The following is a 14,814-nucleotide window of genomic DNA, read 5'->3' on the forward strand; positions in this document are numbered from 1 at the left end:
GATGACAGGAGGTCCCATGAACGTTCGCAGTGAAGGCGTGGTGATCGTAGGTGGTGGTGCCGGCGGCCTCGAGCTTGCCATCCGGCTGGCCAAGGCAGGCCACAAGGACGTATTGCTGATCGATCGTAGCGCCACCCATGTGTGGAAACCGCGGTTGCATGAGCTTGCCGCCGGTTTTCGGCGCGGCGAGGTCGATGAGCTGGACTACGCAGGGCTCGCCGAGCACTGGGGGTTCGGCTTCGAGCGCGGTGAACTCGCGGACATCGATCCCGAGGCGCGTACCCTGACCCTGGCCGAGTGGCGCGAAGACGACGGTCGGGTGAGGGTGCCCGGTCGCTGCATCGGCTACCAGGCGGTGGTGCTGGCGATTGGCGGGGTGACCCCGGACATGGGCGTGGACGGCGTGCTCGAGCATGCCCTGATGCTCGACAGCGAGGCCGACGCCGAGCGACTGTTCGAGCGCTTCTCGACGGGGCTGCTGGCGCATCGCGCCGGGCAGCGCAGTGATCCCTTCCATATCGCCATCGTCGGTTCAGGGGCCACCGGGGTGGAACTGGCAGGGCTGCTGGCCACCGAGGCGCGGGCCTCGAGTGTGGCCCCACGAGAGTGCCAGCCCAGGGTCAAGGTGACCCTGCTGGAGGCGACCGATACCTTCATGCCGGGCATGGAGGATGAGGTGCGCCAGTCCATCCGCAAGCGCCTTTTGAATGTCGGCATCGACATTCATACCGAACAACAGGTCAGTCGCGTCGATCGCGACCGTCTTACCACCGATGGCGGCGACGAGTTTCCGGCGGACCTGACCATCTGGGCGGCCGGACGCGTGGGGCCGCCGGTGGCCGATTCGATCGACGCGCTGGCGACCAACAAGAAGCGCCAGTGGCGGGTGAAGCCGACCCTGCAGAGTGTCGACAGTGATCACGTCTTTGCGCTGGGTGACTGCTCGGTTATCGACGACGAGCCCGCACCGCCCACCGCCCAGGCGGCCAGCGAGCAGGCAGAACATCTGGCCAAGGAGTTGCCGCGTTTTCTCGCGGGGGAAACGCCGGCGCCCTTCGTCTACGAGGACAAGGGTACCCTGCTGTCGCTGGGTGAGGCCGGCAGCGTCGGCGAAGTGAAAGGCTGGTTCGCCGATGACGTCCAGTTGCGCGGGCGACTCGCGCGGGCGGCCTACCAGGGACTGCAGCGCCAGCACCAGTTCATCCTGCTGGGGCCGCTCAAGGGTACCGCCGAGGCGCTGAGCGACGTCCTCGGCCGCTCGGTCGGGCCACGCCTGAAGATCCACTGACCACGCGTTGCGTGCGCAGGCGGCCGCCACGCCCCTGGCAAAGCGTCGGCGGCCGCTCGACTCAGCTCGGATCGATGGTCAACAAAAGGCGCGTCTCCCCTGCCTGCTGCGCCGGGCTGCGATGTACCAGTCCGCGGCCCTCGTTGCCGCTCCAGCCGTCTCCCTTCAACAGTGCCAGGTCGCCGGTGCCCAGCCGCTGAATGGCATGGGCCTGGCGAAGCGTCTCGGGCTTGTCCGGCGAGGGTGCGCCGAGCCCGGCGCGATTGACCGCAGACTCGGGCAGCCATTCGCTGCCCGGCCCCCGATAGCTGGTGACCAGTCGCACCGGCAACTTGTCGCAGTGAAAGCGTGGACACATGGCGCTGTCCAGCAGGCGCAGCCGTATTCCCAGAGTGTCGGTGTCGAACAGCATCGCCATGGCCTGGGTCAACAGCACGACGTCGTCTACCAGGGGGCAGGCTTGCTCCGGGGCGGGCATGCTGCGCCGGAGTTCTCGCTTCATGGCGGCGTCGGGAACTCCCAGCCACTGAAAACTCCAGCGACGCTCGGTATCGCACTGTGCCTGGATGCTGTGTTCCAGGCTGGGGGACAGCGCGCGCTGCATCACCGCGATGGTGATGCCTTGCTCGAAGATGCGCGGCAGGATCGAGGCATCGATACCCTGGGCCCAGTGGACACTTGGCTGCGACTCGCAAGACGCGGTCGGGGCGTCTCCGTCGACGCAGGTGGACAGTGAGCTGGACAGCGACATCTTGGCGTCTCCATGGGATGTGTTTACAATGTTATAACGTAACATTTAAAACAAGGAAAGCGCCTCGTGCAGAGAGGGGCTTTCCTTGGCGAGAGCACATGGGGAGAACAGGTTCATGAATGATGCCAGGTTGCCGGTCACGGTACTGTCAGGCTTTCTGGGAGCCGGCAAGACCACCTTGCTGAATCACCTTCTGGCCAATCGCCAGGGGCGTCGGGTCGCGGTCATCGTCAACGACATGAGCGAGGTCAATATCGACGCCGCCCTGGTGCGCGGTGGGCCAGGGGCATCAGACGAGCTGGAGGACCGGGTCACGCTGAACCGCGCCGAAGAGCGCCTGGTGGAGATGAGCAACGGCTGTATCTGCTGCACCCTGCGCGAGGACCTGTTGATCGAGGTCCGCAGGCTGGCCGAGGAGGGGCGCTTCGACAGCCTGGTGATCGAATCCACCGGGATCTCTGAACCCCTGCCGGTGGCGGAGACCTTTACCTTCGCCGATGAGGACGGTCAGTGCCTGTCCGAGATCGCCAGACTCGATACCCTGGTCACCGTGGTCGATGGCGCCAATTTTCTGAGCCAGTACGCTGAAGCCCGCTCCCTCAAGGAGGCGGGGGAGTCGCTGGGCGAGGACGATGAGCGCAATGTTGCGGACCTGCTGGTGGACCAGATCGAGTTCTGCGATGTGCTGGCGATCAGCAAGTGCGACCTGATCTCGGCGCAGCAACTGGCGGAGGTCGAGGCGGTACTGCGCGCCCTCAATCCCGAGGCCGACATCGTCCATATGGTCCAGGGCGAGGTGGCGCTGTCGCGGGTGCTGGATACCGGACACTTCAGCTTCGAGCGGGCCCAGCGGGCGCCGGGCTGGCTCAAGGAGCTGCGCGGTGAGCATGTGCCGGAAACCGAGGAGTACGGTATCTCGAGTTTTGCCTATGAGGCGCGCCGCCCCTTCCATCCGCGCAGGTTTCATGAACTGCTGCATGGCGACTGGTTCGGTGGCACCTTGCTGCGCTCCAAGGGGTTCTTCTGGCTTGCCAGCCGTCCTCAGTTCGCCGGCCAGTGGAGTCAGGCGGGAGGCATCGCTCACCACGGCCTGGCGGGTCGCTTCTGGCGGGCGGTACCCGAGGATCAGTGGCCCGAGGACCCGGAGTATCGCGAGGCGATTCTGGCCAAATGGCAGGAGCCCTTCGGTGACATGCGCCAGGAACTGGTGTTCATCGGCCAGAACCTGGCGGAGCATCGCATTCGTCAGGCCCTGGATGAGTGCCTGCTGAGCGAATCGGAGCTGGCCCTCGGCATGGACGCCTGGGTCGACTCGGATGACCCTTTCCCAGCCTGGTAAAACCAGGCTATCGACGCTGGCTCAGTGAGTCAGCCCAGGCTGTCCGATCAGGCCATCCGCTCAGCCAATCAGGCCTGCTAGAGGGGCCACCTGCCGGCTGTCGGGAAAGACCTGCTCGGCCAGGGGATCGAGATCGAGGCCAAGGTGGTCGCGCAGCACACCCTTGAGGACGGCGCGGGTGTCCTGGGCGGCGATCAGATCACGGTCGTCACGCAACCTGGCGAGCCCCGGCCACTGGCCATGGACGCGCCCCCCTCGAATGGCGCCACCGGCCAGCAGGATGCAGCTGGCGGTGCCATGATCGGTGCCGCCGGTGCCGTTGACGGCCACCGTGCGGCCAAACTCGGTGATGACCACTACGGCGGTGTGCTGCCAGCGTTCGCCGAGCTTGCCGTGCAGCGCCGCAAGCCCGCCATCCAGCTGTTCAAGCTTGCGTGACAGCACCGCATTCTGGCGAGCGTGGGTGTCCCAGCCGTCGTCTTCCACCATGGCGATCTGGGGGCCATCCGCGACGGCCAGGAACTGTGCTGCCGCCGCCAGGGTGTCCTTCAGGAGGCCACCGCTGTCGATATCGGTGGGGGCCATCTGCTGCATCGCCAGGGCGCGTTCGAACACCGGGCCCAGCCGGGGATCCTGTCGATAGAGCGCGGCGACCCGCTGGGCCAGTGACGGCTGGGTGGTGCCGTGCGCCGACGGCGACCAGGTGGCGAAGGGGGCCGGCCCACGGATCAACAACGGGCGGGAGGAGGTGAGGCCCAGTCCCTGGGTGTCGCCTAGGCTGCCCACCGCACGATTCAGCCAGCCGGTGCGGCTTCCTGTGGGGGTGGCGGTGCCGTTTTCCAGGCACTCCTGGGCGTCGAAGTGCGAGCGTCCCTGATAGGGCAGTCCGCAGGCGTGAACCACGGCGAAGTCGCCGGCCTGGTAGAGACGGTGGCAGAAGGCCAGTGACGGATGCAGCGAAAAGGTCCCGTCCAGTCGTGGTGCAACGACTCCTTCCTGCGATGCCAGGCTACCGCGCAAGCGCTGGTAGGCGGGGTCGCTGTCGCAGGGGACGGCGGCGAGGCCATCGAGGGCACCGCGCAGCAGCACGACGACCAGGCGGCGCTTGCCGAGCGGGGAGTCGGCCGCAGCCAGCGAGGGCCACAGCAGCAGGCTGGTGCCTGCGCCCAGTGCCTTGAGAAACTCGCGTCGGTTGAACATGGCGGATTCCATTGGGTGGTGTCGCGACGGCGCTCAGCGCCACTGAAACTCGGGGCTTGCCAGCACCATGGCGAGCGCCTGGTTGCGGGGCGCCTGACTGAGCGCCACGGCGGTGGCTTCACGCAGGCGAGGGCCCAGGCTCTGCTGGGCCAGCTCCATGGCTTCGCCGCTGGCGTCACCGGCGTGGCGCTGGGCCACCAGCAGTCGCTTGTTCAAGGCGTCGGCACCGATCCAGTCGTTGGCATCATCGCTCCATCCGGCCGGGGCGCCGGCGAGAAAAGGTGGCTGGCCCAGCAGTCGAAGCTGCTGGCCCCAGTCACTGCCATCGGGCGAGGGTGCCTTGCCCAGGGCGCGATAGAGCGCGACGAGATATTCCTGCGGACGGCGAAACTTGAGCGCTTGCGGCTGCCACGCCTGGGGGTGGCTGAACAGGGTGCGAAACAGCGCCGACAGGCGACCGTTCTCGCGCTGGAAGGTGGAGGCCAAGGCCGATACCAGCTCACCGGGTGGATCGTCGGCGACAAAGTGACGGGCAAGCTTGGTGGCGACAAAGGTTGCGGTGGCCTCCTGGCCGGCCACAAAGCGCAGCATGTCACGCCCCTGCCTGGCCCCGCCTGCAGCGAAGCGCCGCCCCAGCAGTTCTCGCTCGCCGCCTTGATGGGCCGCGCCATGAAACAGGCTGCCGTAGGGTCCGAGGGCCGGCGCCTCGGTCGATGGCGGCAGTTCGAGCCGTGTCCGCCATCCGGTGATGGCCCTGGCCAGTTCGACCACGTCCTGCTGTTGATAGGGGCCGTCGACGCCGAGGGTATGCAGCTCCAGGATTTCCCGCGCCAGGTTCTCGTTGAGCCCGAGCCGTCCGGCAGAGGCTCTGGCACTTCTGGCCAGCGGCGAATCGGGGCCCACCGACGCTGCATTGTCGAGATAGAGCAGCATGGCCGGATGCTGCTCGACGCCCAGCAACATGGCCGAAAAGCTACTCGACACATAGGGCCGGATGGCCTCGCGCTCGAAGGCCCCGGGCAGCAACTGTACGCCGCCGCGGTCGGCGGACACGGTGAAGTGGTTGCTCCAGAACATCACCCAGCGCTCGAGTACCGGAAACGGACTCAGACACTGCTGGCGCCCCCTGGCCTGGATCTCGGCCTGTTTCATCGCGCCAAAACGCTCGAGCAGGGTCGGCAGGCTCTGTGTGGGCTTGTCATTGGCGGCGGCCTCGCTCATGCGTCGACGGGCGGCCGCGTGGTCGCGGCGAAAGCGATCAAAGCGCTCCAGGTAGGTGATGGTGGATGGCAGGGCGGCGAGAGGCTCGATCAGTGGCGCTCGTTCGGCCTCGTCGATCTGCGCCAGCACCCAGCCCTGGGGGTCCTTGGCGATCTCGGCAAGCTCACCTGGCCCCGCGCCGAGGCCAAAGCGATTGGCGGCGATTTCCGCCTGAACGAGGGTGGTGGTCACAGCTGACGCCTCCTGTTGGCATGGCTGACGAAGCCTGGGGCAGGATGCCGGGGGCCGGCCCTGGGGTGAGGTGCCGGGGATCGCCAACAGTTTGGTCGGTAGGTGGCGGGGGCGTTCAGCCGAGCAGGGGGGGATGATCGAGCAGGCCCAGGTCCGAGGCCAGGGCTACGCTTGCACCGGCCTAAGGCGCACCTTTCGTGCATTTTCGATAGGCGTGTCGCGCCAACTCCAACGCCAACGCCAACGACAACGCCTCAGGTCAGAGCCTTCGGTGGGGGCGCAAGCCGTAGGCTTAGGGGGTGTGCAGGGCAATACTCAACAGCACCCGCTTGCCCTTTTCGATTTTCGAGACGCTGTGCTGGTAGAGGTCGGGACGAAACAGGATCACCCGGTCGAACAGGTTGAAGATCACCTTTTCGGTCTCGAATACCCCGCCGGCCCGAGGGGCCTTCAGGATGAGGTTCAGCTTGTAGTAGCGGCCGCCACCCATGGGGTCGTTGTGGCGATAGACGCTGTGGCCTTCGGGGTAGGTGACCAGGTTGGCGGTCAGCCGCCCCAGATCCAGCAGGGTTCGATTGGTGACGCTTGCCATGGGGACTCCTTGGAAGGGCGCGGGACGACTCGGTGATGTCGTGGGTGGACGCCATTCAAACGCATTTTGAGTAATTGCTCAATAACGGGCGGTCGCTCCGTGCAGGCTGGGACCATCAGGACGATGTCTCGGGGGCGAGCCGAGCCGGCTGGCTGGCCGGTAATGAGGGCGAACGGCGGCGTGGCCGAGCCCTGTGGACTGAACTAGGCTGAAACGAGCCAGGGATAATCGTCCTTCGGCTCCCGGGACTGCCGTCGACAGCGACGGCAAGGGGGAAGCATGTCGGGTCAGATGATGTATCGCCTGCCGGTGGAAGCTGTCGAGCGTGTGCACATGCGCCGCTACATCGCTGCACTGGGCGCGTCCAAGGCTCGACAGGATAATCGAGGCTTCTACCACTACGCCGGCATCCATGGCGCCCCGGGGCGCTGGTGCTGGCATCATCAGTTCTCGCCTCGCACCAGCCTTAGCGCCAGGCTGTTTCTGCCCTGGCACCGAGCCTACCTCCATCGCCTGGAGCAGTCGCTGCAGGATATCGATGAAGAGGTCTCGATCCCCTGGTGGGACTGGACCGAAGGCGAGGGCATTCCCGAGGCCTTCGATGTTGCGCTGATCGATGGCGAGGAGAATCCGCTTCACTCCTCGCGCATCCAGCTTTATCCCCCCCAGGTGCCCGAACCGGTGGACCTGGTCACCGAGCGCAATCCCGACGGCCTGTTGCCGGTGTTTTCCTTTCCAGTGGCCGACGTGAACGGCGATGGCCGGGCGACGCTGGGCGAGATCGCGGCCTTCCTGGTGGAGCGGGTGGACACCTTCGAGCAGTTCAACGACCTGATCGAGACGGTGCATGATCAGCTCCACGTCTATGTCGGTGCGACCATGGCCAGCACCACCTACGCCGCCTATGATCCGATCTTTTATTCTCACCACTGCATGATCGACCGGCTCTGGTCGCTGTGGCAGAAGCGCCACGGCATCACCAACTTTCCCCCGGGGCTCGAGGATATCGTGCTGGAACCCTTCGGCCTGACCGTCGGTGAAGTGCTCAATGTCCAGTCGCTGGGCTACGAGTATGCCCGTTCGGTGGCGGACCTGACCCTGGCCGGCAGCGGTCTGGAGGAGGCCTGATGATCGAGCAACGCTATCGCCTGCCGCGGCTCGACCTGGGCGCGCTTCGCGCCGATGAGTTCGAGGAAGCCTTCGTCGAGCTTTATGGCATCCACCACCTGCGCCCCAGCTACACCGCCTGGCTCTTCTTCAGCGCGCGCCTGCCGGCCAGGGTGACCCCGCAAAGCCGGGGCTATGCCGGCACCTTTGCGCTGTTCGGCCACGCCGAATGCTGGGGCTCGCCAGGACACTGCCATGGCCCGGATGGTCTCAGACGTTTCGATACCCGGCCTTCCCATCCGATGACACCGGCGTTCAAGCGGGTACCGGTGACCCAGGCCCTGAAGCGCCATCTGCACGCCGGCAAGAGCACCCTGGACATCCAGATCTACGCCTATACGCGCGAGGCCTGGCCCGATCGTGGCGACAAGTCACTGGTGTGTTGCAGCGGGGTGCAACTGGTCACCTTGTGATCGAGCGCAGGCGCAGTTTCGGTGTGCGCGGCAGGCTTGATGCTTTCTGGCTTGCCGAGCTGGCTTGCCGAGGCACTGTCCGAAAAGTCGACGAGCGCAGGCACTTTTCAGACAAGCCCTAGGCCTTGGAGGACTGGGCCCATAGATTGACCCCACCATCCACCGCGTAGCGGTCGATGTCGGCCAGCTCCTCGTCGCTGAAGTCGAGGTTGTCCAGGGCCTCGACGCAGTCGCTGACCTGATCGGGGCGGCTGGCGCCGATCAGGGCGCTGGTCACGCGGCCGCCGCGCAGCACCCAGGCAATCGCCATCTGCGCCAGACTCTGGCCACGCCGCTCGGCGATGGCGTTGAGCGCCCTGACACGCTCGAGGTTGTCGTCGGACAGGTGCTGTTCGCGGATCGCACCACCGCGAGCAAGACGGCTGTCGTCAGGCACCCCACCCAGGTACTTGGCGGTCAAAAGGCCCTGGGCCAGTGGCGAGAAGACGATCGAGCCGATGCCTTCATCGTCCAGCACATCGAGCAGCCCGTCGTCCTCGATCCAGCGGTTGATCATCGAGTAGCTGGGCTGGTGGATCAGGCAGGGGGTCCCCAGTTCGCGCAGCAGGCGAGCGGCCTCGCGGGTGCGCTCAGGGCTGTACGACGAGATACCGGCGTAGAGCGCCTTGCCCGAGCGTACCGCCTGGTCCAGCGCGCCCATGGTTTCTTCCAGCGGTGTCTCGGGATCGAAGCGGTGAGAGTAGAAGATGTCGACGTAGTCCAGATCCAGGCGCTTGAGACTCTGGTCGAGGCTCGACAGCAGATACTTGCGGCTGCCCCACTCGCCGTAGGGGCCAGGCCACATGTTATAGCCCGCCTTGGTGGAGATGATCAGTTCATCGCGGTGGCCGGCGAAGTCGGTCTTGAGGATGCGCCCGAACATGGACTCGGCGCTGCCAGGCGGCGGGCCATAGTTATTGGCCAGGTCGAAGTGGGTAATGCCGTGATCGAAGGCGGTACGGCAGATCTCGCGAGCGTTGTCTTCATGGGCGTTGTGGCCGAAGTTGTGCCACAGCCCGAGGGACAGGGCGGGCAGCTTGAGGCCACTGCGACCGCAGCGGTGATAGCGCATGCGTTCGTAACGGTCTTCGGCGGGACGATAGCTCATGGTGGTCTCCTGTCAGGGCGCACGGGCGCCGAGGCTGTCGTCTCAGCACTTTAGCTGTGTTTGTCGAGGTATCCAAAAGGGCCGCCCCGAAAAAGCCAGGTGAAGGCGGGCAGCACGCAGGCAAGGGCGCAGTGCGGGCAAGATGGTGAGCGCCTGGAAAGGCGAGCGGGAGAAGACTCAGGGGGACTCAGGCGACGGTGAAGCTGCGGGCATGAGAAGCCGTGAGGTAACCCAGGGCGCCATGTGCCAGTTAGTGGGCACATGGCGCCTGGGGCGTGACGCCAGGGGCATGACGTCAGGGGGCAGGGGTCAGCCGCCGGCGTTCATGGTCTCCGGCATGGCGGCCAGGGTAGCCTCGTCGGAGAGCAGGTCGTGCAGGGTCTGGGACGCCATCTGGGAGTTGCCGTCCATGACCCCGTCGAGCCATACCAGCGCCTGCTCACGGTTGGCGTTCTCCAGGCCATTGGCGGCCAGGTAGGCCTTGGCCAGCGCCAGCCGCGCGGTCTCGTGGCCCTGACGCGCGGCCTTGAGCAGGTAGTCGGCGCCCTGGCGGGTGTCCCGCTCGAGGTTTTCGCCACGCAGGTACTCGCGGCCGAGGCTGGCCTGGGCGCCGGCGTGTCCCTGGTCGGCGGCGCTGGTCAGCAGCTGTTCGCCCCGGCTCGGGTCCTGAGCCAGGCTCTGGTCGCCTCGCACCAGGGCGGTGCCAAGCAGGGCGCGTGCCGACAGGCTGCCGGCGTCGCTGGCCCGGGTCAGCCAGCGCTCGGCCTCGGCCGGGTCGGCGCTGACGCCATTGCCTTCGAGGTAGGCCTCGCCAAGGGTCTGGGCGGCATACTCGTTGCCGGCCTCGGCGGCTTCGCTCAGCAGGCGACGACCCCGCTCGGGGTCGGCTTCCACGCCGTTTCCGGTCAGCAGCATGCCGCCCAGGTCAGCACGCGCGCCGGCGTGGCCACCGGCCACCGCCACCTGGAGCAGTTCGGCGCCCTTGGCCGGGTCGCGGGCGACGCCTTCACCGTCGAGGTACATGCGGCCAAGCGCGGCGGCGGCGCCTGGATGACCCTGGCGGGCGGCACGCTCGAGCCAGCGGCTGGCCTCGGACAGGTTGCGCCCGACGCCCTGGCCGTCGCGATAGGCGCGGCCGAGGTCCGCCATGGAGTTGACGTTGCCCTGACGGGCAGAGGCGATCAGCGCCTGGATGTCACCGGCCTGGCCGCGATCGCGCTGGGTGCGCATCAGCGCCTCGGCGGCGGAGGGGTGGCCGGCGGCCTCGGCCCGTTCGAGCCACTCGGTGGCCTGGGCAAGGTCACGGCTCACCCCGGTACCGTCGCGGTAAGCGCGGCCGAGGACGACCATGGCGTAGGCGTCGCCCTGCTCGGCGGCGTTCTCCAGAAGGCGCCGTCCGTGATCCACCCGAGAATTTCCTCGCTGGGTCGAAGCACCATCGGCCACGGCCATGGCGTCGCCGCCCGGTTCCTGGGTGGGGTTCGGGCCTGTCGTCTCGGGGCTCAGCTCGCCGCTCAGCTCGCCAGTCAGATAGGCCTCGCCCAGGCGGGTGGCGGCGCTGGTATCGCCGGCTTCCACCGCCTGGGTCAGCAGGCGCTCCGCCTCACGGGGCTGATAGGGCAGGGGGCCGTCCTCGGCCAGATAGGCTTCGCCGAGGGTGCGCAGGGCGCCGCTCTGCCCCTGGTCGATGGCCTCGCGCAACAGCCGTTCGCCCCGGGCTGGATCGGTGGCAACGCCACGGCCGCTGAGGTAGAGCGCGCCCAGCTGTTCGGTGGCAAACGGATGGCCCAGCTCATGTCCGCGCTCGAGATAGCGGGCGGCGATCACCGGCTGGGTCGGCACCACCTCGTCGGCCAGGTAGGCCTGGCCGAGCATCGCCAGTGCCAGCGGATCGTCGTGTCGGGCGGCCTGCTCGAGCAGGCGGATGCCGCGCTGGGGTTCCGCCGGCAGGGCATCGCCTTCCAGCAAGGCGCGACCCAGGGTCACGCGGGCGTCGACCGAGTCCTCGTCGATGGCCTTTTCGAGCCAATTGCGTGCCTCGATTGGCCGTGCCCTGAGGCCGTCGCCCTCCAGCAGAATCCGGCCCAGGCGCTCCATGGCGTCGACGTCACCGTTCTCGGCCGCCTGGGTCAGCAGGGTCACGCCCTGTTCGGCGCGGCCGCTGTCGAGCATCTCGCGGCCCGCCTTGGCCACCGCGTCGGGGTCACCGGCCTGGGCGGCCTGGGTCAGCCAGTGCAGGCGGCGATCGTCGTTGCCGGCCAGCAGGCCGTCGGCCGAGTACAGCTCAGCCAGTTCGGTCATCGCCTTGATATCGCCGCCGCCGGCGCGCTCGCGCAGGCCTTCGGCGTAACGCTCGGCGTACTCGCGCGAGCGTGCCTTGTCGGTGTCGAGCCAACCGCCCTCGGCGTAGGCGTTGGCCAGTGCCAGGATGGCATCCGGATTACCGTTGTTCGCCGCCTGACGATACAGCGCCAGGGCGCGCTGGGGGTCCGCCGCGACGCCGTCGGCGCCGCGGGCCAGCAATGAGGCCATCACCACGCCTTCGTCACGGCCGATTTCCTCTTCCATGGCCTGCTCGAGCAGATAGTAGGCCAGTACCGGACGATAGGGCGCACCCTGCTGTTCCAGGCTCAGCTTGGCCAGGTTGAGCGATGCGTGGCCAAGGATATAGGACGGCGTGCGCACGGCGTCCTCGTAGTAGGCAGCGGCCTTGGCGGGGTCCGCCTGGATGCCCTTGCCCTGATCCCAGATCTTGCCGAGTTCGTAGTAGGCCTTGGGGATGTCCTGGGCGGCCAGCCCCTTGAGCTTGAGGATCGCCTCTCGGGTCTGGCCGGCAGCGACGAGCTGCTGCGCCTCTTCCAGGGTGTTGTCATGCATCCATTCGGGGTTGCGCGGCTGCTCCTTGTCGAAGAAGTCCTGATACTCGGCAGGCAGCGGGTCGACGCCGGTACTCTGGAACTCGGTACCGGGGGCGGCGCAGCCGCCGAGCCACAGCGCCACGGCGACCGAGGCGGTGAGCGGAAAGGCCCGGGACCAGCGTTGGCCCTGGGCGGTGTGGGGGCGAAAACGGGGGAGCATCATAAGCAGGCCTCCTGGTTGATCGTGTGCTGTCACTGCGACGCGCTGTCGTCGTCGAGACCCTCGAAGGCGGTGGTCTCGCGCTCCTGTTCATCGACGACGAGGTGCTGCTGCGCCTCGGGTGACATGAAGTACAACGTCTGGTAACCGCCGGCGCTGCGGTTGTAGACCGGACGCACCTGGGCCAGGAACCGTTCGATGCGCGGGTCATCGAAGCGGCTCTGATAGATCTCCATCCAGGCGAAGTACTGGTTGTCCTTGAGAAAGCCGGTGTACTGCTCGTGGGGCGCCAGGTCTCCAAGCGCCTCGGGATCGTTGAAGATGGTCATGGCGAAGTCCACGGCGTCGTGGATGTCGTGGCCGTTGATCTCGAGTTCGAAGATGTCATAGCCCTGGCGTGCGATGACCTGCATGTTGGTGATCAGGTAGAGCAGCGCATAGTTCTGGTAGTGGGTGGCGCGACGACCACGCTCGATCTCCAGCGGAAAGGCGCCGCGCTCGGTCATGTCGGAGAGCGCCGAATGGATGGCGCTGACGCCGAAGCGAAACAGCTCATCGTCCTCGGTAATCACGCCGATCATGCTGGCGTAGAGGGCGCGGCGGTAGAAGTGGTTGTTGCAGCAGCTGTTGCCGGGCTGCCCTTGAATGGCGGCGTGCTTGTGGGCGAGCCGGTTGAGCCACTGCTCGACACGTTGCTTGGCCTGGTCGCTGCCCTCGACGCGGGGACGCACCACCGAGTAGGCCATGCCCGCGGCGAAGATCATCGATTCGGTGGCGAACCAGGCCTGAGGCTCCTTGGGATCGTAGTGGAAGTCGGTCAGGGCATCGTGCTGGGCCCATTGATCGAGAAAGGTCACCAGGCAGTCGGCGTAGTAGGTGTCGCCGGTGGCCACGAAGGAGCCGGCGAGCATCGACACACTGTCCTCGAAGTCGAACAGGGGTTCGGATGCCAGTTCCCACTCCTTGGGGCTGGGATAATAGCCGGGGATCCGCAGGCGCGTGGTAATCGGCTCCTGGGCCAGCAGTTGCTGGCAGCTGGGTCCGTTGGTCAGTTGATCGAGCTCCTGCAACAGGATCGAGTTGTCGGTGTCGGCCAGTGTTTCCATGCGGGCCTCTACATCGAAGTAGGAGGCGTCAGGTCTGGTCACTCGGTAGTCGCTGAGGTCCAGCTCGGCCCGTTCTTCCAGGGTCATGGCGTGCGCGGACGATACCAGGGCGGCACCCATCGTCAGGCCGAGCGTCAGGCCCGTTGCCAGCTTTCCCGACAACCTGGCCGTCGGCCATCCCATCACTCTGTGTGCCAGACGCTTGAGCGGATTTGCCGAGCGTTGGTCGAAGTGGTGGCACCGGCCGGATTCGAATGCCGGCATCGATGGGCCCAGGCCTCGGGTGGGGAGGGGACCGGGGGATGAGCCATGGGATGGGTGCATCAAGCGTCTCCTTGGCGGCGCCCCTGGGGGCGCCGCGATCATGAACGGGGGGCGTAGAAACGGAAGTCGGCAAAGTCGGCGTGCTGGTCACTGGGGGTGCGCCAGTCCTCACCGTGGCCACCGAAGAAGGTCGAGAACATCAGGCCATCGATGTGCACGTCGTCGTCGGTACGGTAGGTGAGATTGGTCTGCTCGAGCACCGGCCGACCATCGACCCACACCCGGGCAATGCCGTTGGCCTTGCCGGGGTCGTTGAGGATGATCTCCTGCTCCAGGGTGACCCACTGACCGGTGGGGAAGGTGAAGCGGCCTCGGGCCACCGAGTCGCCGTAGTCGCCCTCGCCGCCGACCACGTATTCGTAAAGTTCACCCTGGCCGTCTTCGCGCCACATGTAGCGCATGGAGAAGCCATTCTCGCCGGTGACATCGTCACCGCCGCTGGGCGCTTCGCCGCCGTAGAGCCCCGGCAGCTTGCCGCCCTTGACGAAGTTGAACCCGCTCTCGAAGCGAACCCGGTAGCTCAGGCAGGCGTGATCGCGCCCTTCGAGCGCGGAAGGCTCGGTGTAGAAGCCGGCGCCTCCGGTGTCGGTGTCGCCGGGCGAGGAGGTGTCCTCGGGATAGAGGACCCTGAGCGCCGGTGTCGCCGAATGACCCGACAACAGCTCGACGTTCTCCTCGGTGCCCCAGGTACGGGTGGTGTCGAAGCCTTCGCGGATGGCGTCGTGGGCGCTTTTCTCACCCAGCGCAGGGGCGGGTGAGGCGACCAGCGGATGGCGCGCCGAGCAGGCGGCGACCTGGGGGACGCCGGGGCTCTGCTGATCGGCGTCGCTGTCATTGGCGCCGTTGTCCGCCAGGGCGGGTTGGGTAGCGCAGATGGCCAGCAGGGTGGCGGACAGGCGCGTCGTCAGTGTCGACATGGCGTTCGATCTCCTGTTGGCTCACGACCACCGCGGTGGT

Annotated in this window: 12 protein-coding genes; 4 read left to right on the forward strand and 8 right to left on the reverse strand. The window is 66.8% G+C overall.

Annotation, left to right across the window (positions count from 1 at the left end):
- The first annotated feature begins 16 nt into the window (after positions 1 to 16).
- The gene (locus tag NFH97_RS14750; protein WP_349625052.1) at positions 17 to 1,288 is read left to right on the forward strand and encodes an NAD(P)/FAD-dependent oxidoreductase; all 1,272 of its coding nucleotides are present in this window, start codon (positions 17 to 19) and stop codon (positions 1,286 to 1,288) included.
- A gap of 61 nt (positions 1,289 to 1,349) precedes the next feature.
- Here NFH97_RS14750 and NFH97_RS14755 read toward each other — a convergent pair whose 3' ends face one another.
- A complete protein-coding gene (locus NFH97_RS14755; protein ID WP_124803059.1) occupies positions 1,350 to 2,039 on the reverse strand; it encodes a DUF1826 domain-containing protein in 690 nt (229 codons plus the stop codon).
- Positions 2,040 to 2,154: 115 nt separating this feature from the next.
- Between NFH97_RS14755 and zigA the strand changes: the two genes are divergently transcribed.
- Positions 2,155 to 3,378, forward strand: coding sequence for a zinc metallochaperone GTPase ZigA (gene zigA / locus NFH97_RS14760; RefSeq protein WP_349625053.1), 1,224 nt, complete (start codon positions 2,155 to 2,157; stop codon positions 3,376 to 3,378).
- A gap of 60 nt (positions 3,379 to 3,438) precedes the next feature.
- Here zigA and NFH97_RS14765 read toward each other — a convergent pair whose 3' ends face one another.
- The 3 genes from NFH97_RS14765 to NFH97_RS14775 form a co-directional block, all read right to left on the reverse strand.
- A complete protein-coding gene (locus tag NFH97_RS14765; RefSeq protein ID WP_045992557.1) occupies positions 3,439 to 4,578 on the reverse strand; it encodes a DUF1501 domain-containing protein in 1,140 nt (379 codons plus the stop codon).
- 33 nt (positions 4,579 to 4,611) lie between these two features.
- The gene (locus tag NFH97_RS14770) at positions 4,612 to 6,030 is read right to left on the reverse strand and encodes a DUF1800 domain-containing protein (protein ID WP_349625054.1); all 1,419 of its coding nucleotides are present in this window, start codon (positions 6,028 to 6,030) and stop codon (positions 4,612 to 4,614) included.
- A gap of 292 nt (positions 6,031 to 6,322) precedes the next feature.
- The gene (locus NFH97_RS14775; protein WP_124803051.1) at positions 6,323 to 6,622 is read right to left on the reverse strand and encodes a 2OG-Fe(II) oxygenase; all 300 of its coding nucleotides are present in this window, start codon (positions 6,620 to 6,622) and stop codon (positions 6,323 to 6,325) included.
- A gap of 279 nt (positions 6,623 to 6,901) precedes the next feature.
- Between NFH97_RS14775 and NFH97_RS14780 the strand changes: the two genes are divergently transcribed.
- Both NFH97_RS14780 and NFH97_RS14785 read left to right on the forward strand, forming a co-directional pair.
- On the forward strand, positions 6,902 to 7,750 hold the full coding sequence (locus NFH97_RS14780) for a tyrosinase family protein (protein WP_349625055.1): 849 nt from the start codon (positions 6,902 to 6,904) through the stop codon (positions 7,748 to 7,750).
- Entirely contained in the window at positions 7,750 to 8,202 is a 453-nt protein-coding gene (locus NFH97_RS14785; RefSeq protein WP_045992561.1) for a hypothetical protein, read from the forward strand. Before NFH97_RS14780 ends, NFH97_RS14785 begins: the two co-directional genes overlap by 1 nt.
- A 118-nt stretch (positions 8,203 to 8,320) precedes the next feature.
- On the opposite strand, the gene mgrA is transcribed toward NFH97_RS14785, so the two are convergent.
- The 4 genes from mgrA to NFH97_RS14805 form a co-directional block, all read right to left on the reverse strand.
- Positions 8,321 to 9,349 (reverse strand): L-glyceraldehyde 3-phosphate reductase, encoded by a 1,029-nt coding sequence (gene mgrA, locus NFH97_RS14790; RefSeq protein WP_124803047.1) that lies wholly within the window; start codon positions 9,347 to 9,349, stop codon positions 8,321 to 8,323.
- Between the two features lie 309 nt (positions 9,350 to 9,658).
- On the reverse strand, positions 9,659 to 12,430 hold the full coding sequence (locus NFH97_RS14795) for an SEL1-like repeat protein (protein ID WP_349625056.1): 2,772 nt from the start codon (positions 12,428 to 12,430) through the stop codon (positions 9,659 to 9,661).
- A 29-nt stretch (positions 12,431 to 12,459) separates the two neighbouring features.
- On the reverse strand, positions 12,460 to 13,716 hold the full coding sequence (locus tag NFH97_RS14800; RefSeq protein WP_083970380.1) for an alginate lyase family protein: 1,257 nt from the start codon (positions 13,714 to 13,716) through the stop codon (positions 12,460 to 12,462).
- Between the two features lie 179 nt (positions 13,717 to 13,895).
- Positions 13,896 to 14,774, reverse strand: a complete 879-nt coding sequence (locus tag NFH97_RS14805) for a polysaccharide lyase (RefSeq protein ID WP_205254744.1) — start codon at positions 14,772 to 14,774, stop codon at positions 13,896 to 13,898.
- Positions 14,775 to 14,814: the final 40 nt, after the last annotated feature.

Origin of the sequence: Halomonas sp. SCS19 (assembly GCF_040147015.1) — a bacterium.
Classification (GTDB): Bacteria; Pseudomonadota; Gammaproteobacteria; order Pseudomonadales; family Halomonadaceae; genus Halomonas; species Halomonas litopenaei.